Raw genomic sequence first — 21,823 nt, forward strand, 5'->3', positions numbered from 1 at the left:
TCAGCCACTCAAAAGAGGTGTCATTCTCCAGATCAAACACGTATCCGCTCGATGACACACCGCTTCGGCGCCTAGGATTCCCCCTATCACCTCACCGGTCTCATTTGACAGGAACCCCATGAGCGACACTTCCCCCTACGGCTTCGAGCTTGTGCGGCGTGGGTACGACCGCGCTCAGGTGGACGAACGTATCTCCAACCTCGTCTCCCAACGTGACCAGGCCAACGCCCGTATCACCGCCCTGGAAAAGCGCATCGAGGAGCTGCACCTCGAGACGCAGAACGCCCAGACCCAGGTCAGCGACGCCGAGCCGTCGTACGCCGGTCTCGGCGCTCGGGTCGAGAAGATCCTGCGCCTGGCCGAGGAAGAGGCCAAGGAGCTGCGTGAGGAGGCCCGTCGCGCGGCCGAACAGCACCGCGAGCTGGCCGAGTCGGCCGCCCAGCAGGTGCGTAACGACGCCGAGTCCTACGCCACCGAGCGCAAGGCGAAGGCGGAGGACGAGGGCTCCCGGATCGTCGAGAAGGCCAAGGGCGAGGCCTCTCAGCTGCGTGCCGACGCGCAGAAGGACGCGCAGTCCAAGCGCGAGGAGGCGGACGCCCTCTTCGAGGAGACCCGCGCCAAGGCCGCGCAGGCCGCCGCCGACTTCGAGACGAACCTGGCCAAGCGCCGCGAGCAGTCCGAGCGTGACCTGGCCTCGCGTCAGCAGAAGGCGGAGAAGCGGCTGGCGGAGATCGAGCACCGCGCCGAGCAGCTGCGCCTGGAGGCGGAGAAGCTGCGCACCGACGCGGAGCGCCGCGCCCGCCAGACGGTGGAGACTGCCCAGCGCCAGGCCGAGGACATCGTGGCCGACGCCAACGCCAAGGCGGACCGCATCCGTTCCGAGTCCGAGCGCGAGCTGGCGGCCCTCACCAACCGCCGCGACAGCATCAACGCCCAGCTGACGAACGTGCGCGAGATGCTGGCCACGCTGACCGGCGCGGCGGTTGCCGCCGCCGGCACGACGGGTGAGGACGAGCCTGTCTCTCGTGGGGTTCCGGCGCAGCAGTCCCGGTAAGCACCGTCCGGACGCATACGGGTCGCGGGGGAGCCCCGCGCCCCCGAAGGGACGCGAATGAGCCCCCTGTCTTCAAGTGGCAGGGGGCTTTGTCCCGTTCTAGCGTGGCGGCATGATCGAGCTGGACGGGCTGACCAAGCGGTACGGCGAGAAGGCGGCCGTCGATGGTCTGACATGTACCGTGCGGCCGGGCATCGTGACCGGGTTCCTCGGGCCCAATGGCGCCGGGAAGTCCACGACCATGCGGATGATCCTCGGGCTCGACCATCCCACCGCCGGTGATGTGCGGATCGACGGCAGCCGGTACGAGCGGCTGACGGACCCCCTCACCCGGATCGGCGCACTGCTGGACGCCAAGGCGATGCACGGCGGGCGCAGCGCCTACAACCATCTGCTGTGCCTCGCGCAGAGCAACGGCATCCCGCGCGCCCGGGTGGGCGAGGTGCTGGAGACGGTCGGGCTGATGGCCGTCGCGCGGCAGAAGGCCAAGGGGTTCTCGTACGGCATGTCGCAGCGGCTGGGGATCGCGGCCGCGCTGCTCGGGGACCCCCGGATCCTGATGTTCGACGAGCCGGTGAACGGGCTCGACCCCGAGGGCATCCACTGGATCCGCAATCTGATGACATCACTGGCCGCGCAGGGGCGGACGGTCTTCGTGTCCTCCCATCTGATGAGCGAGATGGCGCAGACCGCCGATCACCTCATCGTGATCGGGCAGGGCCGGCTGCTCGCGGACACCTCCATGGCGGACTTCATCCGGCGGCACGCGCGCAGCTACGTCCGCGTCCGCTCCCCCCAGCGCGAACGGCTGCTGGACGCGCTGCACGAGGCCGGGGTCACCGTGACGGAGGCCGCGGACGGGGCGCTGGAGGCGGAGGGCGACAAGGCCGAGCGGATCGGGGAGCTGGCCGCGGGGCACGGGATCGTGCTGCACGAGCTGAGCCCCCGGCAGGCTTCCCTGGAGGAGGCGTTCATGCGGCTGACGGCGGGTTCGGTGGAGTACCACGCGCAGTCGGAGGCCGCCCCGGGGAACTGGGGCGCCGGCCGGCAAGGGGGTACGGCATGACGAGCGCCCGGGTCGCGCAGACCCTCCGGTCCGAGTGGACGAAGATCCGGTCGGTGTCGTCCACCGGCTGGACCCTCTCGGTCGCCGTCGTGATCACCATCGGCATCGGCATGCTCATCTCCGCGCTGACCCGGAACGAGTACGACTCGACGCCGATCCAGGAGCGGCTGACCTTCGACCCGACCTTCATCAGCTTCGCCGGGATGACCCTCGGCCAGCTCGCCATGATCGTGTTCGGCGTGCTGGTGGTCACCAACGAGTACAGCACCGGCATGATCCGGGTCTCGCTGGCCGCCGTACCGCGCCGCGGCACCTTCCTGTTCGGCAAGATCGCGGTGGCGGGCGCGCTCGCCCTGCTCGTCGGGATGGTCACGAGCTTCGCCACGTTCTTCCTCGGGCAGGCCATGCTCGGTCCCTACCGCGCCGGGCTCGGCGATCCCGGGGTGCTGCGCGCGGTGGTGGGCGGCGGGCTGTATCTGACCCTGATCGCGGTGTTCTCCATGGGCGTCGCCACCATGCTGCGCTCACCGCTGCTGTCGCTCGGCATCCTGATGCCGTTCTTCTTCCTGATCTCCACCATCCTGGCCGCCGTCGACACCACCAAGAAGGTCGGCCAGTACCTGCCCGACCAGGCCGGCAGCCGGATCATGCAGGCGGTGCCGCGCCCCGGCGACGCCCCGTACGGACCCTGGGGCGGGCTCGGCATCATGGCGCTGTGGGTGATCGCCGCGCTCGCGGGAGGATACGCGCTGCTCAGGCACCGGGACGCGCAGTAGAGGCCCCGTTCACGCAGCGTATTACTTCAGCTTTACTTTTCTTTGGGCGGAACCGTCAGCGCCCAGCTATCCTCCTAACCCTTACGGGGGCGGTTCCCCGCTGTCCTGAACCTTCCGATGGGTGCGGAGCATGATCGAGGCTGTAGGCCTGACGAAGCGGTACGGCGACAAGACGGCCGTGTACAACCTTTCCTTCCAGGTGCGACCGGGATCCGTGACCGGCTTCCTCGGGCCCAACGGCTCGGGCAAGTCCACCACGATGCGGATGATCCTCGGCCTGGACAACCCCACGTCCGGCCGGGTGACCATCGGCGGTCACCCGTACCGCAGGCTGCCCAACGCCCCCCGCCAGGTCGGCGCGCTGCTCGACGCCAAGGCCGTGCACGGCGGCCGCTCCGCCCGCAACCATCTGCTGAGCCTCGCCCAGCTGTCCGGCATCCCGGCCCGCCGCGTGGACGAGGTGCTCGGCGTGGTCGGCCTCCAGGACGTCGCCAGGAAGCGCTCCAAGGGCTTCTCGCTCGGCATGGGCCAGCGCCTCGGCATCGCCGCCGCGCTGCTCGGCGACCCCCAGGTGCTGCTCTTCGACGAGCCGGTCAACGGCCTCGACCCCGAGGGCATCCTCTGGGTGCGCAACCTGATGAAGGCACTGGCCGCGGAGGGCCGGACGGTCTTCGTGTCCTCCCATCTGATGAGCGAGATGGCGCTGACCGCCGACCACCTCATCGTGATCGGGCGCGGCCAGCTGCTCGCCGACATGAGCGTGACGGACTTCATCTCCGCCAACTCCGCCGACTTCGCGCGGGTGCGCACCCCCGACACCGAGCCGCAGCTGCGCGAGAAGCTCGGCGCCGCGCTCACCGGGGCGGGCGGCCATGTGCTGCCGGAGCAGGACGGCGCGCTGCGCGTGATGGGGCTGCCGCTGCCCCGGATCAGCGACCTCGCGCACGAGGCGGGCGTACGGCTGTGGGAGCTGTCGCCGCACCAGGCCTCGCTCGAGGAGGCGTACATGCGGATGACGCAGGGCGCGGTGGACTACCGCTCCACCACCGACCAGAAGGCGGGCCTCCAGCAGCCGCTGCCGCCCGGCGCCGAGCCGCCCATGCCGGTGCCGGGCCAGGGCCAGCCCGGCTGGTACGCCCCGCCGCCGCCCCAGCAGGGCGGGCAGCCCTTCGCGATGCCGGCGGGCGGCCCCGGCAATCGCGGGCCTGAAGGCACCCGAGGAGGGCCTCGACCCGCTCGCCCCCGAGCATGTCGCCCCGCTCGTCGGCTACTTGGCCGCCCCGGCCGCCGCTCCCGCCGCCACGCCTGACGCCTCCTCTCCCGCCGCCTCCCCCGCCTCCTCCCCCGCCGCCGACACGAACCAGCCCGAGGACGCCCGATGAGCACCCACCAGCCCCCGATGCCGCAGGCCCCCGGCGCGCCCGACTGGCAGGCGGCGCCCGGCGGGTCGTACCCCGGCTACACCTCGCCGATCCCGGTCGTGCGCACCCACCTCGGGCACGCGGTGGCCTCGGAGTGGACGAAGATCAGGTCGGTCCGCTCGACGATCTGGACGCTCAGCGTCTTCGTGTTCCTGGTCGTGGGCATCGGCCTGCTGGTCGGCGCGCTGGTGTCGGCGCACGCCGGTGAGTCCTCACTGAACGGCACCAACCCGCTCTCCTTCGGCTTCTTCGGCCTGCTCCTCGGCAACATGTGCGTCATCACGCTCGGCGTGCTGACCACGGCCTCGGAGTACGGCACCGGCATGATCCGTACGACGATGACGGCATGCCCGAGCCGCGGCCGGGTGCTGGCCGCCAAGGCGATCGTGTTCTTCGCGGTCGCCTTCGTGGTGTCCCTGGTGTCGGTCACCTTCGTGGCGATGGTGCAGTCGTCCATGCTGTCCGGCTCCGGCGCGAAGTCGCCCTCCGGCGGGGACTGGTTCAAGGCCACCGTCGGCGTGAGCCTCTACATCGCGCTGCTCGGCCTGCTCGCGCTGCTCGTCGGCTCGATGATCCGGCACTCCGCGGGCGGCATCACCATCATGATCGGCCTGGTGCTCGCCCCGCTGGTGCTGGCCCTGTTCATGGCCACGGACTCGCTGCACTCGGTGCGCGACTTCCTGTTCGAGTACAGCTTCCCGAGCCAGCTCAGCGTCTTCTACGACAGCACGCTCAGCGGTTCCGGACCCCGGGGCTGGGAGCCGCTGTGGATCATGCTGGGGCTGACCGCGGCGGCCGGCGCGGGCGCGTACGCGCTGCTGCGCAGCCGGGACGTGTGACCGGCCGGTCCCTCAGAACTTCGGCGCGTTACGAGACCGCTGCACCCGTGTGGTGCGGCGGTCTCGCGCGTTCCAGCAGGACTTGTGCCAGTGGCGGCGCTCGTCCACGCCCGAGTGCTCCGGCCAGGCCACCACATGCGGCACCGCGGAGGGGATCATCTGGTCGCAGCCGGGACAGCGATAGGTCTTGCCCTCGGCGCTCGCGCCCGCGACATGGCGCACGCTCCACTCCTCGCCCTGCCAATCCTCCGCGGACTGGAAGCCGCCGTACCGTCCGGTGCGGTCGTCCTCGGCGCTGCGGCCGGACGGGTCGGCGGCCTTCGGTCGGTTGCGGCGGGGGGACACGGGACACCTCTCGGGGCTCGGCGGCAAGCAAGGGCTGCGTCCAGCGTACGCGCCGCCCGGCGGGGTACGCGTAGGCCGCCAACCGGCGCAAGTCCCCCTCCGGAACGGCCGATTCTGAAGACAATCCGCAAATTACCCTGCCAAGCCGTGTCCTTGGCACGTGTCAGACGGTTATGCCGGTGGGGGAGCTCGGGTCGGAGCCGAGGAAGCGGGAAAAGCGATGTACGTAGGAAGCTTTGTGCTGGGCGCCCAGTTCCCGGGCCAGGGCCAGGGGGAGGCGCTGCACCGGGCGGTCCGCTCGGCGGAGGTCGCCGAGGAGGCCGGGCTCGACTCGGTGTGGCTGGCCGAGCACCACTTCGTGCCGTACGGCACCTGTCCGTCCGCCGTCACCCTGGCCGCGCTGCTGCTCGGCCGCACCCGCCGGATCCGGGTGGGCACCGCCGTCAGCGTACTGCCCACCGTGCACCCGGTCGCCCTGGGCGAGCAGGCCGCGCTGCTGCATCTGACGAGCGGCGGACGGTTCACCCTCGGGGTGGGCCGCGGCGGTCCCTGGGTTGACCTGGAGGTGTTCGGCAGCGGCCTCGACGCGTACGAAAACGGGTTCCCCGAGTCACTCGATCTGCTGCTGCGCTGGCTGCGCGAGCCCGCGGTGGGCGCCCGCGGTGAGCGCTTCGCGTTCCGCGAGGTGCCCGTCGTACCGCGTCCCTCGCAGGCCCTGACGGACACCCCGGGTCCGGAGGTCGTCGTCGCGTGCACCTCGCCGAAGAGCGTACGGCTGGCCGCGGAGCGCGGGCTGCCGATGCTGCTCGGGATGCACGCGGGCGACGAGGAGAAGGCCGAGATGGTCGCCCTGTGGCGGCGCAGCGCCCGCGCGGCGGGGCGGCCGCCCGAGGAGATCGCGGGCGCGGCGCATGTCGCGGCGGGGGTCTGCCAGCTCGCCGACCGCCGCCAGGACGCGGCGGAGACCCTGCTCAAGGCGATGCCGGGTTGGCTGAAACAGGGACTCGACGCGCATGTGACGGTCGACGGGCGCAAGCGCGCGATGCGCGATCCGGTCGCCTACACCGAACTGCTCTGCGGGCTGCACCCGGTGGGCACCCCGCGGCTCGCCGGCGACCGGCTCGCGGCCACCGCTGAGCGCACGGGCATCTCCCGCTTCGCCCTGCTGGTCGAGGGCTCGGGCGATCTCGCGGCGACGGAGGACACCCTGCGGCGCCTGGGCGCCGAGGTGCTTCCGCAGCTGCGCTGAAGAAACCGGACGAAGAGGCACAGCGTAGGTACGGACCGGGTACAGCGTAGGTTCACCTGGCAAGCCACCTGGGGGGCTTGCCGCCCCAGCACCGATTGCACCTCCCACGGGTGGAGCGGCAAGCAGGCGACGCACCGCCCCGGACATGCCGGGGCCGCGGGTCAGCAGTCCCGAAACTCCGGTGACTGGTTGAGCAGTTGGGCCCGCACCGAGGTGAAGCGGGTCAGCGTCTCGTCCACCGAGGCGTCCAGCGGGAACACCGCGACCCGGTGGCAGTTCTGGAAGGCCAGCCGCACGCCGAAGTGCCGTTGCAGCGCGCCGCGGATGGCGTCACTCGCGAGGGCGCGCAGCAGCTGGCCGCGGGCCTGCTCGTTGGGCGGGGGCGTCTGGTTGTCGGCGAAGGGGCCGCCGTCCACCTTCAGCTGGGCCACCAGGGAGCTGATCATCTCCCATGCGTAGGGCAGCGAGGTCCGGACGCAGTCGACGAATTCCGCTTCGTCGACCTCGCCTCGCTCGGCCGCGTCGAGTAGGGCCGGTGAGACGTCGAGCGACATGGGTTCTCCTCTCGCACCCCCGGTGAACAGGGGTTGCCGGACGGATAAAGGGAGTTCGGCGCCGAAAAACACGCTGAGTACATGGACCGTTGCCTCCCGTTCTCTACGGTAGGCAACCGTCGGTGACCACACCACCAGAATGCGTATATGGAACGGTCGGGTTGCACCCACAATCGGCCAAGGATGAACAAGAGTTTCCAGGGACAAAGCAGTGACAAGTGGGACGATCCACAGGGAGCGGCTCGGGCGAATCGCGTACGGCGGGGGGTGTCGAGTAGCGTTGCCGACCATGCGTCTCGTCATTGCCCGGTGCTCGGTCGACTACGCCGGCCGGCTCACCGCCCACCTGCCCTCGGCGCCCCGCCTGATCCTGGTCAAGGCGGACGGCAGCGTCTCCATCCACGCCGATGACCGGGCCTACAAGCCCCTCAACTGGATGTCGCCGCCCTGCACGCTGAAGGAGGGCGCGGGCGAGGACGAAGGTGTGTGGACCGTCGTCAACAAGGCGGGCGAGAAACTGATCATCACGATGGAGGAGATCTTCCACGACTCCTCGCACGAACTGGGTGTGGACCCGGGTCTGATCAAGGACGGCGTGGAAGCGCACCTCCAGGAGCTGCTCGCCGACCGCATCGAGACGCTCGGCGACGGCTACACGCTCATCCGGCGCGAGTACATGACCGCCATCGGCCCGGTGGACATCCTGTGCCGGGACGGCGAGGGCCGGACGGTCGCGATCGAGATCAAGCGCCGCGGTGAGATCGACGGCGTGGAGCAGCTGACCCGCTACCTCGACCTCCTCAACCGCGACCCGCACCTCGCGCCGGTCCGCGGCATCTTCGCCGCCCAGGAGATCAAGCCCCAGGCCCGCGTCCTCGCGACCGACCGGGGCATCGACTGCCACCTCATGGACTACGACGCCCTGCGCGGCATCGAGGACGACAAACTCCGGCTGTTCTGAGGCGCTGAACGGCGGTGCCGATCCGGCCCTCGGCCGGTTCGGCACCGCCGTTTCTCACATCTGCCCCTGCTCCACCGCGTCCGCGTCCGCCGGGTCCGGGTCCGCCGGGTCCGCCGGGGAGGCCGCCTCGGACGCCGACTTGGTGAACGGCGTCATGTCGCTCGCCGAGTCCGATGGCGAGCCCGTCGGGGTCGGCGGGGTGGTCGAACCGGTCGGCGCGGTCGGGGGCGTGGTCGGCGGGGTCGGCTTGGTCGGAGGCGGGGATGTCGGCCTGGTCCTCGTCGGCGCCGGGGACGTGCTCGCGCCGCCGCTTCCCCCACCGGGCCCGGTACCCGTGCCCGAGCCGGTCGGGCCCGTCGGGTCCGCCGTGGGGCTCGTCGACGGCGGCACCGGAGCGTTCGTCTCGGCGTACGTGCCCGCCGGAGCCGGGGTCGAGCGGTGGCCCGTGGCCGGCCGCGACGCCGTGCCCGGTGCCTGCGCGGGGGCCGGGTCGGTGGCCGGGTCGTCCGCGTCCTGGCTCGTGGAGGGGTTGAGGTCGGCCCGTCCCGCCGGGTTCTTGTCGTCGCTGTCATGGGACGTCATGCCGAGCGTCACCACGGTGCCCAGCACCGCCGCGAGCAGCGCGCCGGAGCCTGCCGCCACCAGATTGCGGCGCGCGAGACGCCGTATGCCGAGCCCCTTCGCCGGGGCCGCGGCCACGATCCGCGGAGTGACCAGGGTGTCCGGCACGGAGGGCGCCGAGGGCAGCGAGGGCATGGACGGCAGCGCGGGCACCGGCTCCGTCACGGGCTCCCCCGCGACCACCGGCACCGGAAGGCCGGGCAGCTCCCCCGCCCGGTCCGCGACCAGCGCCAGCGCCCTGCGCCCCGCGACCGCGCCCCGCTTGTCGGCGAGCGCGCCGCGCAGCCCGATCGACGCCTCCAGCTCAGCGCGGGCCCGGTCCAGCCGCCCCCCGCACAGCGCGAGGATTCCCAACTCATGGTGGAAATAGGCTTGTTCGGGCACCTCGCCGGAGTGCAGCGCGGCCTGCGCACCGCTGCGCAGCGCCCGCTCCCAGGCGCTCCAGCGCCGCGCGGCGGCGAACGCGGGCGCGGCGGTAGATCGGAAGAGAGCCGGACCGCCCCCGCGTCGTCGCTGCCGTCGACCGGCGGCACCACGGCCGCCAGCGCCGCGAGCACCGCGTCGGCCTCCGCGCCCACCCGCTCCGGGGTGACCGAGGGATGCCCGGCCCACCAGGCGTAGTGCTGGGCGGCGGTACGGGCCCGCTCCGGCGCGTCGTCGCCGTACCCCGCGGCCTCCAGCTGGGTGCGCACCCCCGCCGCGAGCCGGTACCGGGAGCCCGCGGGGGAGACCAGTCCGCAGCTCGCCAGTTCGCCGAGCGCCGCGTCGGCATGGGTGTCGCCGACCATCGCGGGCAGATGCGCCTGGTGCGGGACCTCGCCGCCGAGGGCGACCGCGAAGCGCAGGGTGGCGCGGGCGGAGGCGCTGAGCCGGGAGGCGAGCAGCGGCGCGGGCGCGGCGGCCTCACCGAGCGAGGGCAGCGGAGCGCTCTCGTCGGTGAACTCCTGCACCGGGGTGACCACGGGCCGTACGTCCTCGAAGACGCCGTACACGTCCACCGCCCCGGACTCGGCCCGGAGTTGGTCCCGCTGCCGCAGCAACGCGCCCGCCTGGACGAACCGCAGCGGCAGCCCCTCGGACTCGAACCACAGGTCGCCCGCCCAGTTGGCCTCCTCCTCGGTGAGCACCCGCCCGGCCGTGCGCTCCAGGATGTCCACCCCGCCGGCCCGGTCGAGCCCGCCGAGGAAGACCTCCTCGACATCGGCGTCGGCGCTCGGCGCGGGCACCTCCGGGGTGGCGGAGACCAGGAAGGCGCACTCGGGCGTCGCCTCCAGCAGCTCGTCCAGCTCGGCGCCGCCGAACTCGATGTCGTCCACCACGACGACCGCGCCGATCTCCGCGAGCGGCGCCCGCAGTTCGAGGCGTTCGGGACGGTGCCCGGGGGCGTCGTAGACGGTGTGGAAGAGGTCGTGGAGCAGGTCATCGGCGGTGCGGTGGATGCCGCACAGGCGCACCACGCCGTCGGGCGCGAGGTCCTCGCAGTCGTCGGCGACCAGGTCGAGCAGGGCGGTGCGGCCGGTCCCGCCGGGTCCGGTGAGCCGTACGGTACGGCCGCGCGCGAGCAGTCGTACCAGCCGCTCCCGTACTTCCTGACGCTCCAGCAGGGGCAGCGGGTGCTGGGCGGGTCCCGGCGGCACCGGGGGCCGGCCCGCGCGTTCGGCCTCGGCCCGCTCGGCGGCGCCGCGCTTGCGGGGGCCGCCCGGGCGGCGGGCCGGCGGGCAGGGCTCGATCTCGCTGCCGTCCACCGGGTTGACGGTCAGCAGCAGATCGCCGGTGACGAGGTGCGCCGTGCGGGCGGGCGCGGGCGTGCTCGGGCCGAAGTCGGCGGTGAGGGGGTCCCGGGGCGGGCGTCGGGCGCCCGTGTGTCCGTACTCCTCAGGCCCAGGGCTGATCGGGTCCATGGGTTCAAGCCCCCCATAAGCGTCGTGTGCTCGTGTTACGGCCCCGCCCGGCCTGCCGCACGTCGCACTGTCGCTCCGGTCCGGGCCCGCTCGGTCGAGGGTTGCGAGTCGGGCGGGCGACCGAACACTAAACCTTCGCTCAGTATCCACGACAGGGCGGGGTGCCCCGCGGTCCGAGACGTCACGGTCCGGCGCGGATTGACCGTCCGGTGTGCTTGCGCCCCTTGGGCACCGGCTCACACCCGGGGCAGCGACTCCACCCCGATACCGCCCTCGATCGCGAGGATGCGGTGCAGCCGGGTGGCCACCAACAGGCGCTGCATCTGCGGCGGTACACCGCGCAGCACCAGGCGGCGCCCGCAGCGGCCGGCCCGCCGGTGGGCCCCCATGATCACACCGAGCCCGGTGGCGTCCCAGGAGTCCAGTTCGGACAGGTCGAGCACCAGGTCGCCGGCGCCGTCGTCGACGGCCGAGTGCAGGGCCGTACGGGCGTCCGCCGCGCTGCGGACGTCGAGGCGCCCCCCGACGACCAGCTCGGCGTGGTCGCCCCTGATGTACATATGCGCTCCCCGTCGAGTGCGGTTGTGGCCAACTCCGTATCAATGGTGTGCACCGTCTGACTGAATGCGTGGCGGTGCGGTTGCTGCTTGTAAGCGAACCGATACCGAATTCACCCCTGAGGGTGATGCTCCGGGAGTGAACTCGGTGACGGGACGCGTCAGTACGCCGATCAGTACGTGTAGAAGCCCTGCCCGCTCTTGCGGCCGATGTCACCGGCGTCCACCATCCGGCGCATCAGCTCCGGCGGGGCGAACTTCTCGTCCTGGGACTCGGTGTAGATGTTCCCGGCGGCGTGCAGCAGGATGTCCACGCCGGTCAGGTCGGTGGTGGCGAGCGGGCCCATGGCGTGCCCGAAGCCCAGCTTGCAGGCGAGGTCGATGTCCTCGGCGGTCGCCACGCCCGACTCGTAGAGCTTGACGGCCTCCACGACGAGCGCGGAGATCAGGCGGGTGGTGACGAACCCGGCGACATCGCGGTTGACGACGATGCAGGTCTTGCCGACGGACTCGGCGAACTCCCGCGCGGTGGCGAGCGCTTCGTCGCTCGTCTTGTAGCCGCGCACCAGCTCGACCAGCTGCATCATCGGCACCGGCGAGAAGAAGTGGACGCCGACGACCCGCTCGGGGTGCTCGGTGGCCGCCGCGATCTTGGTGATCGGGATGGCGGAGGTGTTGGAGGCAAGCACGGCGTCCGGGCGCACGATCTTGTCGAGCGCGCGGAAGATCTCGTGCTTGACCTCCAGCTTCTCGAACACGGCCTCCACGACGATGTCCGCGTCCGCGGCGGCGTCCAGGTCGGTGGTCGGGGTGATGCGGCCCAGCGCGGCCTCGGCGTCGGCCGCGTCCAGCTTGCCCTTGCCCACGAACTTGTCGTACGACGCCTTGATGCCGTCGGTGCCGCGCGCCAGCGCCTCGTCGGTGACATCGCGAAGGACGACCTCCCAGCCCGCCTGCGCGGCGACCTGAGCGATACCGGACCCCATGAGACCGGCCCCGATGACGGCGAGCTTCCCTGCCACGTCCGACTCCCTCTTCCCGCTGTTACCCGCTATGGACATGTGTGCCTTCGGCGGACGATAGCGCTCCGAAGCGGCCGTGTGACCAGTAAGTAACGCGCGTCACGTCTCATTTGACGGACGTCACATCGGGACGAGTTCCGCCGCGATCCGAACGGCGCTCGAACGGCGGCCGACACGGTGCGTGTTCGCGGCGCTACACCCGGGCCGCGCGAAAAGGCCCCCGGTACAGCCCTGTTGGCCCTAGCCGCGCACCGCGTACCCGAGCACCCGCTCGCTCAGCAGTTCCTCGATGTCGTCCAGCAGCGCCAGCACCTCCCGGGAGACCTCGCCCGGCGCGCGGCGCTTGAGCATCTCGCGCCCGATGACCCTGATGACGGTGCCGTGGATCCAGCTGATCTGACCGGCCATCAGGCTCGGCAGCTCGTCGTCCTCGGCCGCCCCGGTCTCCTCGCGCAGCACCTGCTCCAGGTTGGCCTCCACCTCCTGGGCGAGGGCCCAGAGCCGGGAGCGCAGGCCCGGCGCCTCCTGGATCACACGCATGAAGTCGGCGTAGCCCGCGAGCAGGCCGACCCGGGGGGACACCGCCCGGACCTCGTCCCGCAGCTCGCGCAGCACCGCCTCCGCCGCGGACTCGCCCTCGGCGCGGCCCCGGACCCAGCGGGCGAGCCGGTCGACCATGCCCGCGGAGCGGTCGAGGAACAGGTCCTCCTTGGCCGGGAAGTAGTTGTAGACGGTGTTCACGGAGACGTTCGCCGCGTCGGCGATCTCCGCGACCGTCACCGCGTCGAAGCCGCGCTCGATGAACAGCCCCGTGGCGACATCGGAGATGTACTGCCGGGTCTGCCGCTTCTTCCGCTCCCTGAGCCCCTCAGCCATGCCCGCATCCTAGCTTCGCTGCACTTCCTGAAAACTTGGAGTCATTGCAATTTTTCAGGGACTCTGTTTTTCTGTGGGGCATGGCAGCAGTCATCAGCGCGGCGAACCTCGCCCGCACCTTCCGGACGAAAGCCGGTCCCGTCGACGCCGTACGCGGTGTCGACCTCACCGTCCACAAGGGCGAGATCCTCGGATTCCTCGGCCCCAACGGCGCCGGCAAGACGACCACCCTCCGCATGCTCACCACCCTCCTGAAGCCGACCGGCGGCACCGCCACCGTCGCCGGGCACGACCTGGTCACCGACCCGGCCGGAGTGCGCCGGGTCTCCGGGTACGTGGCCCAGTCCGGCGGCGTCGACCCGGGGATCAGCGTCCGGGAGGAACTGGTCACCCAGGCGCGGTTCTACCGGCTGGCCAAGAGCGACGCCGCCGCCCGCGCCGAGGAACTCGCCCGCGACCTCGACCTCACCGGCCTCCTCGACCGCAAGACGGGGGCCCTGTCCGGCGGTCAGCGGCGCCGCCTGGACATCGCGATGGCCCTGACCCACCGCCCCGAGGTGCTGTTCCTGGACGAGCCCACGACCGGCCTCGACCCCGGCAGCCGCGCCGACCTGTGGGACCTGGTCCGGCGGCTGCGCGACGAGCACGGTACGACCGTCTTCCTGACCACCCACTACCTGGACGAGGCCGACGCCCTCGCCGACCGCCTGGTGATCGTGGACGGCGGGGCGGTCGCCGCCGAGGGCACGCCCGGCGCGCTCAAGCTGCGGTACGGCGGCTCCCTGGACGCCACCCTCCAGGACACCTTCCTGGCCGTCACCGGCCGCGCCCCCGCCCCCACCGACGACGCCCCCGTCGCCGTATAGCCCCCAGGAGCCCACCGGCATGCTGCTGCACGACACGGCCCTCGTCTACGGCCGCTACCTCCGCCAGTCCCTCCGCTCCCGCTTCGCCCTGCTCTTCGGCGCCCTGACCCCGCTGCTCTATCTGCTCTTCTTCGGCCCCCTGCTGACCGGACTGCCACTGGGCCGGGCGGGCAGCTCCTGGCAGATCCTGGTGCCGGGGCTGCTGCTCCAACTCGGCCTCTTCGGTGCCCTGTTCGCCGGATTCACGATCATCATGGAGAGCGCCCAGGGGGTGGTGGAGCGGATGCGGGTCACCCCGGTCAGCCGGTTCGCGCTGCTGCTCGGCCGGGTGCTGCGCGACGCCACGGTGTTCGTGTTCCAGGCGGTCCTGCTGGTGCTGGCCGCCGTGGCGATGGGCCTGCGCGCACCCCTGGCGGGGATCCTCATCGGCTTCGGGTTCGTCGCCCTGCTCACCCTCTCCCTGGCCTCCCTGTCGTACGCGACGGGCATGAAGGTCCGCACCCCGCAGGAGTTCGGCCCGCTGATCAACGCGGTGTCGATGCCCTCGATGCTGCTGTCCGGCCTGGTGCTCCCGATGTCGCTCGCGCCCGCCTGGCTGGACGTGCTCTCGCACTTCGTGCCGTTCCGCTATCTGGTGGACGCGATGCGCGACGCCTACGTGGGCCACTACACGAGCGCGCACATGCTCTACGGCGTCCTCGTGGCCGTCGGCTTCGCCGCGCTGGCCGTGACGACGGGCACACGGGTGTTCCGGACGGCCGGGGCGTAATTACGCTGGGCCCATGGTCAATCTGACGCGTATCTACACCCGCACCGGCGACAAGGGCACCACGCACCTCGGTGACATGAGCCGGGTGCCCAAGACGGACCTGAGGATCTCCGCGTACGCGGACTCGAACGAGGCCAACGCGGTCATCGGCACCGCGATCGCCCTGGGCGGCCTGGACGAGGAGGTCGTCAGCGTCCTCACCCGCGTGCAGAACGACCTGTTCGACGTGGGCGCGGACCTGTCGACCCCGGTGACGGAGAACCCGGAGTACCCCCCGCTGCGGGTCGAGCAGTTCTACATCGACCGGCTGGAGGCGGACTGCGACCGCTTCAACGAGCAGCTGGAGAAGCTGCGGTCCTTCATCCTCCCCGGCGGCACCCCGGGCGCGGCCCTGCTGCACCAGGCGTGCACGGTCGTCCGCCGCGCCGAACGCTCCACCTGGGCGGCGATGGAGGCGCACGGCGACGCCATGAACCCCCTCACCGCCACCTACCTCAACCGCCTCTCCGACCTTCTCTTCATCCTGGCCCGCATCGCCAACAAGGCCACCGGCGACGTGCTGTGGGTGCCGGGCGGCGAGCGCTAGCGGGCACGCTCCCGCTCCCGCTTCGGGAACAGCGTGTAGCTCCCCGCGATGACCACATTGACGCCGATCAGCCACACCATCCTGAGCTGCCACGCCCGCAGCGAACCGGTGTCGCCGTCGGCGCCGACGTACCAGATCGCCGCCTGGAGCAGCGCGAGGGCGACGACGCAGGCCAGGATCCAGCGGGCCGCCACCCGCCATTCGTGGACGGCGCGGGCCCGGCCGTGGCGGGGCGGGCGCACCGGGGGCGGGCCACCGGCGAAGCGATGGGCGACCCGGGCGTCGGCCCAGCGGATCGTGGCGTGGCCGAGGCCGACCGTGCAGCCGATGTAGACGGCGGCCAGTCCGTGCCGCCAGTCCGCCCGGCCGCCGTGCTTCAGATCGATCGCGGCGACGACGAGCAGGACCACCTCCAGCAGCGGCTCGCACAGCAGCAGGGCCAGTCCGGTGCGCGGCATCCGCAGCCCGTACCGGACACCCAGCCCCGCCGCGAGCAGCACCCAGAACGCCACCTCGCAGGCGACGATCAGCGTGACGATCACACCCCACTCCCCCTTCTCCGTTCCCCTCCTCCCAGGCTCGCGCGGCGGGGGCGGCGGATCGTCGTCTCCCGAGGCGAGCCCGGGGTAAGCGAAAGTGGCAGTCCGGGACCCTCCCCAGGGACCATCCGCGCCGGTCCCGGGGCGTGTTGGATGGGGTCATGGCCGTACGACTCCCCCGACCGCACCGGTTCGACGTGTTCCTCGCGGCCGGTGGTCTCGCGGGCGGAGTCGTGCTGTGGGCGCTCGGGCTGCACACCTCGGGCAGCGGGGTGCTCGGCGCCGGGTGGGGGCTGATCCCGCTGGCGGTGACGGCGGGCCTGGAGCTGCTCCGCCGCACCCGGCCCCGGCTCGCGCTGATCTGCGGCACCTTCGCCATCACCTTCGACATGTTCACCCCGGGCAATGTGGCGACGATCCTGATGTTCACGGACCTCGCCTACACCGCCGTGCTCTACGGCTCACCGGCCGCCGCCCGCCGTATCCCGGTCACCACCGGGCTGGTCAGCCTCGGGGTGACGCTCGGCTTTCTCGTCTGGTGGCGCGAGCCGCAGGCCATCCTGGTCGGCCTCGGCTGCGCCGTGGTCTCCTTCGGCCCCGCCGCCACCGGGGCCCTGGTGCGCAACCATCACGAGGCCGCCGAGACCGCCCGGCTGCGGGCCGAACAGACCGCGCTGCTCGCGGAGCTGGACCGGACACAGGCGGTGACCGCCGAACGGGCGCGAATGGCACGGGAGTTGCACGACATGGTCGCGGGCCATCTGTCGGCCATCGCGATCCACTCCACGGCCGCGCTCTCCCTCGACGACCCGGACACCTCCCGGGAATCCCTCGCCGTCATCCGGGAGAACAGCGTGGCCGGACTGACCGAGATGCGGCGGTTGATCGGCATCCTGCGGGACAGCGGCGGGGAGAGCGGGCCGATGCCGACACCGACGCTCGACGGGCTCGGCGCGCTGGTCGCCGGTGCCCGCGCCAACGGGCTGGACATCACCCTCGACGCCGGACAGGGCAGCGTCCCGGCCCCCATCGAGCTGGCCGCCTACCGGATCGTGCAGGAGTCGCTGACCAATGCCCTCAAGCACGCGGCCCCGGGATCCGTACGGGTCCTGCTGCGCCAGGCGGGCGACGCCCTGCGGATCGAGGTGAGCAGCTCCTACCGGCCCGGCGACGGACCCCGGGCGCCCGGCTCGGGTGCCGGGCTCCCCGGGATGCGGGAGCGGGCCGCGCTGCTCGGGGGAACCCTGACCGCAGGCCCGGACGGTGACCGCTGGACCGTCCGTGCCGTCCTTCCGCTGGCCGAGCACACTCGCTATGGAGAGATCCCCGCATGATCCGCGTCCTGGTCGCCGAGGACCAGTCGGCCGTCCGCGCGGGACTGGTCCTGATCCTGCGCAGCGCGCCCGGCATCGAGGTGGTCGGCGAGGCACCGAACGGCGAACGGGCGGTGGCACTCGCCCGGGAACTGCGGCCCGACGTCGTCCTGATGGATGTGCAGATGCCGCTCCTGGACGGGGTGTCGGCGACCCGGCTCATCGCGGCGGAGGGGCTTGCCGATGTCCTGGTGCTCACCACCTTCGATCTGGACGAGTACGTCTTCGGGGCACTGCGGGCCGGAGCCGCCGGGTTCCTGCTGAAGAGCGCGGAGGCGAAGGACCTGATCGACGCGGTGCGGACGGTGGCGCGCGGGGAGGGCGTCGTGGCACCGGCCGTGACCCGGCGCCTGATCGCCGAGTTCGCCGCAGGCCCGGGCGGCGACCGGGGCTCCCGGCCGGATCCCGCCGTACTGGACGGGCTGACCCCGCGCGAGCGCGAGGTGCTCTCCCTTCTCGGCGAGGGACTGTCCAACGCCCAGATCGGAGCCCGCCTGAAGATGGCGGAGGGAACGGCCAAGTCGCACGTCAGCCGCCTGCTGGGCAAGCTGGACCTGCGCAGCCGGGTCCAGGCGGCGGTACTGGCAAGGGAGTTGGGGGCCTAACCGAATCGGGGCGCGGCCCCGCTCCGGCCTGCTAGCTCGCCGACCTCACGGTCAGATCACCGTTGGTCGTCGACAGGTCCAGGCGGTACCGGCCCGCCGGGTCGTCCTTGAATGCCACCTTCCTGTCGCCGTTGATGTTGTGCGCCGATATCCGGTAGTCGGCGGGCGGTGCCGTGACGGTGAGACTGCCGCTGGAGGTGTGGGCCTTGATGTTCTGCGGGGTGGCGGCCTGGATCGTCACTTCGCCGTTCGACGTCTGGGCGTCGACGCCGCCCTTGGCGTTCTTCACGGTGACCTCTCCGTTCGAGGTGCGCAGCTTCACCGCGCCCGTCGCTCCGGTCACCGCGATCTCGCCGTTGCTGGTGTGTACGTCGACCGTGCCGACGCCGTTCAGCGCGAGGTCGCCGTTGGAGGTGCCGCCCGTCACCGGGAGGGCGGCGGGCACCGTCACGTCGTAGTCGACGCCGCAGCTGTGGCCGCAGCCGGCGAGGGTCAGGACGCCCTGGTCGACATGGAAGCTGGTGCCGGTCGGCTTGTCGCCGGAGTAGTCGACCTTGCGGTGCACGGAGATCGTGGTGGCGTCCGCCGATGTCCGCACCTTCACCCCGCCGTTCCCGCTGTCGAGGTGGATCGAGGTCACCTTCTGGGACACCTTGGCGTCGTCCTGGAAGGTCTTGTGGTCGAGGACCTGGCACGCGGACAGCCCGCCGACGGTGAGTGCGGCCAGAGCCACGGCAGCAAGGAAACGCGCGCGTCGCATGAAGAATCCCCCGTATACAGCGCATCGGATCGTGGATCGGTCACAGCGATCGTACGCAGCCCGCCGCCTGCGCTTCGATGGGGAAAACCCCCCAATCCACCGGGGGTATACCGGACTTGGAATGGTCCAGACCTATTGACCCGTGGTCCAGACCTTTCTACCCTCGCAGCACCGTGGGCATGAAGGCTCAGTCATGCCCCCTGTCACCCCCACTACCGAGGGAGGCGCTCGATGCGCTTCAGACACAAGGTCGCGGCAGGGCTCGCGACCCTGGTACTCCCCCTGGCCGGACTGGTCGGACTCGCGAGCCCCGCACCGGCCGCGAGCGCCCAGGCGGCCGGCGTCACCGCGAGCTTCACCAAGTCCAGCGACTGGGGCACCGGCTTCGGCGGCCAGTGGACCGTCAAGAACTCCGGGTCCGCGAGCATCAGTTCCTGGACCATCCAGTGGGACTTCCCCTCCGGCACGTCCGTCACCTCCGCCTGGGACGCCGACGTCACCAACTCCGGCAACCACTGGACGGCGAAGAACAAGTCCTACAACGGCACCCTCGCCCCCGGTGCCTCCGTCAGCTTCGGCTTCAACGGCGCCGGCTCCGGCAACCCGAGCAACTGCACGCTCAACGGCAGCAGTTGCGACGGCACGACGGCCCCCGGCGACTCCGCCCCGAGCGCCCCCGGCACCCCGACCGCCTCCGGTGTCACCGACACCTCGGTGAAGCTCTCCTGGAGCGCGGCCACCGATGACAAGGGCATCAAGAACTACGACGTGCTGCGCGACGGCAAGGTCATCGCCACCGTGACCACCACGTCGTACACCGACACCGGGCTCACCGCGGGCAGCGACTACTCCTACTCCGTGCAGGCCCGCGACACCGCCGACCAGACCGGTCCGGCCAGTGCCGCGCTCGCCGTGCACACCACCGGCGGCGGCTCCACCACTCCCCCGCCCGCCGGCGGCAAGGTCAAGCTCGGCTACTTCACCGACTGGGGCATCTACGCCCGCAACTACAACGTGAAGAACCTGGTGACCTCCGGCTCCGCCGCCAAGATCACCCACATCAACTACGCCTTCGGCAACATCACCGGCGGCAAGTGCGCCATCGGCGACTCCTACGCCGACTACGACAAGGCGTTCACCGCCGACCAGGCCGTCAACGGCACCGCCGACACCTGGGACCAGCCGCTGCGCGGCAACTTCAACCAGCTGCGCGAGCTGAAGGCCAAGTACCCGAACCTCAAGGTCATCTGGTCCTTCGGCGGCTGGACCTGGTCCGGCGGCTTCGCCGACGCGGCCAAGGACCCGGCCGGGTTCGCCCAGTCCTGCTACGACCTCGTCAACGACCCGCGCTGGGCCGATGTGTTCGACGGCATCGACATCGACTGGGAGTACCCCAACAACTGCGGTCTGACCTGTGACACCAGCGGGCCCGAGGCGTTCAAGAACGTGATGGCCGCGCTGCGCGCCAAGTTCGGCGCGAGCAAGCTGGTCACGGCCGCGGTCTCCGCCGACGGCTCGGACGGCGGCAAGATCGACACCGCCGACTACTCCGGCGCCTCCCAGTACGTCGACTGGTACAACGTGATGACGTACGACTTCTTCGGCGCCTGGGACGCGCAGGGCCCCACCGCCCCGCACTCCCCGCTCACCTCGTACAGCGGCATCCCGAAGGCGGGCTTCACCACCGCCGACGCGATCGCCAAGTACAAGGCGGCCGGTGTCCCCGCGTCCAAGCTGCTCATCGGCATCGGCTTCTACGGCCGCGGCTGGACCGGCGTCACCCAGGACGCCCCGGGCGGCACCGCCACGGGCCCGGCGGCCGGCACCTATGAGCAGGGCATCGAGGACTACAAGGTCCTCAAGTCGTCCTGCCCGGTCACCGGCACCGTCGCGGGCACCGCGTACGCCCACTGCGGCAGCAACTGGTGGTCGTACGACACCCCGTCGACCATCGCCGGGAAGATGAGCTGGGCCAAGACCCAGGGCCTGGGCGGCGCGTTCTTCTGGGAGTTCAGCGGCGACACCAGCGACGGCGAACTGGTGAACGCGATCAGCAGCAACCTGTAAGAAGTCCAGTAAGAAGCATCGGCCCAGCGGGTGGACGTGGTTACGCCACGTTCACCCGCTGTCCGGGTGGGGCCGCCTCCAGCCACGCGAGGAAACCGGTCAGCGCGTCTTCGCTCATGGCGAGTTCGAGGCGCGTGCCCCGGTGGACGCAGGCGAGGACCACCGCGTCGGACAGCAGCGCCAGTTCCTCCTCGCCCTCGGGCAGCCGACGGCCGGCCACCTCGATCTGGGCGCGTTCGAGGACACGGCGCGGGCGGACGGCGTAGGAGAAGACCCGGTACCACTCGATGCGGTCGCCGTTGTAGCGGGCGACGCCGTAGCTCCAGCCCTTGCCGCCCGCGTCCGGTTTCTCGGCCACGTCCCAGCGCAGGGAGCAGTCGAAGGTCCCGCCCGAGCGCTGGATCAGCCGACGGCGCAGGCCGAACAGAAACAGCCCGACCACCACGAGCGCGACCACGATCCCGCACACAGTCAGAGCGAGGACCATCGGCACCGACCTCCTCGTCTCCTAGGTAGGGGAACTGCTTCTACTACTGAGTAATGAAACGGAAAAAACACCTACATCTGCCTCAGCCGCGACCGGCACCGGATTGCTCCGGGCCGGCCGCGGCTGAGTGATGTCAACGTACCGCGCGGCTGGTTCAGCGTGCGGTCGCCGCACGAAGTCGGACGTCCGCGCGGCGCTCGGCGGCGGCGTCGCCCTCCGCCTTCGCGCGCTCCAGCTCCCGCTCCGTGCGCTGGACATCGATCTCGTCCGACAGCTCGGCGATCTCGGCCAGCAGGGACAGCTTGTTGTCCGCGAACGAGACGAAACCGCCGTGCACCGCGGCGACGACCGTTCCGCCATCACTCGTACGGATGGTCACCGGGCCCGACTCCAGCACACCGAGCAGCGGCTGGTGACCGGGCATGACGCCGATGTCGCCGGAGGTGGTGCGCGCGACGACCAGGGTGGCCTCGCCGGACCAGACCTGGCGGTCCGCGGCGACCAGCTCGACGTGCAGCTCAGCAGCCAA

At 71.4% G+C, this 21,823-nt stretch carries 21 protein-coding genes and 2 pseudogenes; 13 read left to right on the plus strand and 10 right to left on the minus strand.

Annotated elements, in window-relative coordinates; genetic code table 11:
- The first annotated feature begins 118 nt into the window (after positions 1-118).
- The 5 genes and pseudogenes from ACLF5H_RS03240 to ACLF5H_RS03260 all read left to right on the plus strand — a co-directional run bounded on the left by ACLF5H_RS03240 (position 119) and on the right by ACLF5H_RS03260 (position 5,156).
- Complete coding sequence (locus ACLF5H_RS03240; RefSeq protein WP_421674560.1) at positions 119-1,054, plus strand: cellulose-binding protein; 936 nt, start codon at positions 119-121, stop codon at positions 1,052-1,054.
- Positions 1,055-1,166: 112 nt separating this feature from the next.
- Positions 1,167-2,120, plus strand: a complete 954-nt coding sequence (locus ACLF5H_RS03245) for an ATP-binding cassette domain-containing protein (protein WP_421674561.1) — start codon at positions 1,167-1,169, stop codon at positions 2,118-2,120.
- A complete protein-coding gene (locus tag ACLF5H_RS03250) occupies positions 2,117-2,896 on the plus strand; it encodes an ABC transporter permease (RefSeq protein WP_421674562.1) in 780 nt (259 codons plus the stop codon). The genes ACLF5H_RS03245 and ACLF5H_RS03250 overlap by 4 nt, the downstream gene beginning before the upstream one ends.
- A gap of 130 nt (positions 2,897-3,026) precedes the next feature.
- Positions 3,027-3,527: pseudogene (locus ACLF5H_RS03255) on the plus strand (ABC transporter ATP-binding protein); the annotation flags it as partial.
- A gap of 747 nt (positions 3,528-4,274) precedes the next feature.
- A complete protein-coding gene (locus tag ACLF5H_RS03260; RefSeq protein WP_421674563.1) occupies positions 4,275-5,156 on the plus strand; it encodes an ABC transporter permease in 882 nt (293 codons plus the stop codon).
- A gap of 12 nt (positions 5,157-5,168) precedes the next feature.
- Here ACLF5H_RS03260 and ACLF5H_RS03265 read toward each other — a convergent pair whose 3' ends face one another.
- Positions 5,169-5,501 carry an ATP/GTP-binding protein gene (locus ACLF5H_RS03265; RefSeq protein ID WP_421674564.1) on the minus strand — a complete coding sequence of 111 codons (333 nt, stop codon included), beginning with the start codon at positions 5,499-5,501 and terminating at the stop codon, positions 5,169-5,171.
- Positions 5,502-5,721: 220 nt separating this feature from the next.
- Here ACLF5H_RS03265 and ACLF5H_RS03270 point away from each other — a divergent pair, with 220 nt between their 5' ends.
- Positions 5,722-6,750, plus strand: coding sequence for an LLM class flavin-dependent oxidoreductase (locus tag ACLF5H_RS03270; protein ID WP_421674565.1), 1,029 nt, complete (start codon positions 5,722-5,724; stop codon positions 6,748-6,750).
- Positions 6,751-6,911: 161 nt separating this feature from the next.
- Here the strand turns inward: ACLF5H_RS03270 and ACLF5H_RS03275 are convergent, their stop codons facing one another.
- Positions 6,912-7,304 (minus strand): SCO5389 family protein, encoded by a 393-nt coding sequence (locus ACLF5H_RS03275; protein WP_037656476.1) that lies wholly within the window; start codon positions 7,302-7,304, stop codon positions 6,912-6,914.
- Positions 7,305-7,593: 289 nt separating this feature from the next.
- On the opposite strand from ACLF5H_RS03275, the gene nucS reads away from it, so the two are divergent.
- Positions 7,594-8,265 (plus strand): endonuclease NucS, encoded by a 672-nt coding sequence (nucS, locus tag ACLF5H_RS03280; RefSeq protein ID WP_421674566.1) that lies wholly within the window; start codon positions 7,594-7,596, stop codon positions 8,263-8,265.
- Between the two features lie 54 nt (positions 8,266-8,319).
- On the opposite strand, the pseudogene ACLF5H_RS03285 reads toward nucS, so the two are convergent.
- The 4 genes and pseudogenes from ACLF5H_RS03285 to ACLF5H_RS03300 form a co-directional block, all read right to left on the minus strand.
- A pseudogene (locus ACLF5H_RS03285) lies at positions 8,320-10,787 on the minus strand (ATP-binding protein).
- Between the two features lie 236 nt (positions 10,788-11,023).
- Complete coding sequence (locus tag ACLF5H_RS03290) at positions 11,024-11,347, minus strand: STAS domain-containing protein (protein WP_037656479.1); 324 nt, start codon at positions 11,345-11,347, stop codon at positions 11,024-11,026.
- Between the two features lie 170 nt (positions 11,348-11,517).
- On the minus strand, positions 11,518-12,366 hold the full coding sequence (locus tag ACLF5H_RS03295; RefSeq protein ID WP_421674567.1) for a 3-hydroxyacyl-CoA dehydrogenase family protein: 849 nt from the start codon (positions 12,364-12,366) through the stop codon (positions 11,518-11,520).
- Between the two features lie 240 nt (positions 12,367-12,606).
- On the minus strand, positions 12,607-13,242 hold the full coding sequence (locus ACLF5H_RS03300) for a TetR/AcrR family transcriptional regulator (RefSeq protein WP_421674568.1): 636 nt from the start codon (positions 13,240-13,242) through the stop codon (positions 12,607-12,609).
- Between the two features lie 80 nt (positions 13,243-13,322).
- Here ACLF5H_RS03300 and ACLF5H_RS03305 point away from each other — a divergent pair, with 80 nt between their 5' ends.
- From ACLF5H_RS03305 to ACLF5H_RS03315, 3 genes are read left to right on the plus strand one after another with little or no spacing between them, the layout of a single operon-like run.
- Positions 13,323-14,108: an ABC transporter ATP-binding protein gene (locus ACLF5H_RS03305; RefSeq protein WP_421674569.1), complete on the plus strand. Its 786-nt coding sequence runs from the start codon at positions 13,323-13,325 to the stop codon at positions 14,106-14,108.
- Positions 14,109-14,127: 19 nt separating this feature from the next.
- Positions 14,128-14,877: an ABC transporter permease gene (locus ACLF5H_RS03310; protein WP_421674570.1), complete on the plus strand. Its 750-nt coding sequence runs from the start codon at positions 14,128-14,130 to the stop codon at positions 14,875-14,877.
- Positions 14,878-14,890: 13 nt separating this feature from the next.
- Complete coding sequence (locus ACLF5H_RS03315) at positions 14,891-15,463, plus strand: cob(I)yrinic acid a,c-diamide adenosyltransferase (RefSeq protein ID WP_421674571.1); 573 nt, start codon at positions 14,891-14,893, stop codon at positions 15,461-15,463.
- Here ACLF5H_RS03315 and ACLF5H_RS03320 read toward each other — a convergent pair.
- A complete protein-coding gene (locus ACLF5H_RS03320) occupies positions 15,460-16,005 on the minus strand; it encodes a hypothetical protein (protein ID WP_421674572.1) in 546 nt (181 codons plus the stop codon). The genes ACLF5H_RS03315 and ACLF5H_RS03320 overlap by 4 nt on opposite strands.
- Before the next feature lie 158 nt (positions 16,006-16,163).
- Here ACLF5H_RS03320 and ACLF5H_RS03325 point away from each other — a divergent pair, with 158 nt between their 5' ends.
- Positions 16,164-17,336 (plus strand): sensor histidine kinase, encoded by a 1,173-nt coding sequence (locus tag ACLF5H_RS03325; protein ID WP_421674573.1) that lies wholly within the window; start codon positions 16,164-16,166, stop codon positions 17,334-17,336.
- A complete protein-coding gene (locus ACLF5H_RS03330; RefSeq protein ID WP_421674574.1) occupies positions 17,333-17,980 on the plus strand; it encodes a response regulator in 648 nt (215 codons plus the stop codon). The genes ACLF5H_RS03325 and ACLF5H_RS03330 overlap by 4 nt, the downstream gene beginning before the upstream one ends.
- 31 nt (positions 17,981-18,011) lie before the next feature.
- On the opposite strand, the gene ACLF5H_RS03335 is transcribed toward ACLF5H_RS03330, so the two are convergent.
- Positions 18,012-18,713, minus strand: a complete 702-nt coding sequence (locus ACLF5H_RS03335) for a DUF4097 family beta strand repeat-containing protein (protein WP_421674575.1) — start codon at positions 18,711-18,713, stop codon at positions 18,012-18,014.
- Between the two features lie 258 nt (positions 18,714-18,971).
- On the opposite strand from ACLF5H_RS03335, the gene ACLF5H_RS03340 reads away from it, so the two are divergent.
- Entirely contained in the window at positions 18,972-20,807 is a 1,836-nt protein-coding gene (locus ACLF5H_RS03340) for a glycosyl hydrolase family 18 protein (protein WP_421674576.1), read from the plus strand.
- A 40-nt stretch (positions 20,808-20,847) separates the two neighbouring features.
- On the opposite strand, the gene ACLF5H_RS03345 is transcribed toward ACLF5H_RS03340, so the two are convergent.
- On the minus strand, positions 20,848-21,294 hold the full coding sequence (locus ACLF5H_RS03345; RefSeq protein WP_421674577.1) for a DUF2550 domain-containing protein: 447 nt from the start codon (positions 21,292-21,294) through the stop codon (positions 20,848-20,850).
- 154 nt (positions 21,295-21,448) lie between these two features.
- Positions 21,449-21,823 carry a F0F1 ATP synthase subunit epsilon gene (locus ACLF5H_RS03350; protein ID WP_037656493.1) on the minus strand — a complete coding sequence of 125 codons (375 nt, stop codon included), beginning with the start codon at positions 21,821-21,823 and terminating at the stop codon, positions 21,449-21,451.

The organism is Streptomyces sp. LaBMicrA B280, from assembly GCF_049222185.1.
GTDB lineage: Bacteria > Actinomycetota > Actinomycetes > Streptomycetales > Streptomycetaceae > Streptomyces > Streptomyces murinus.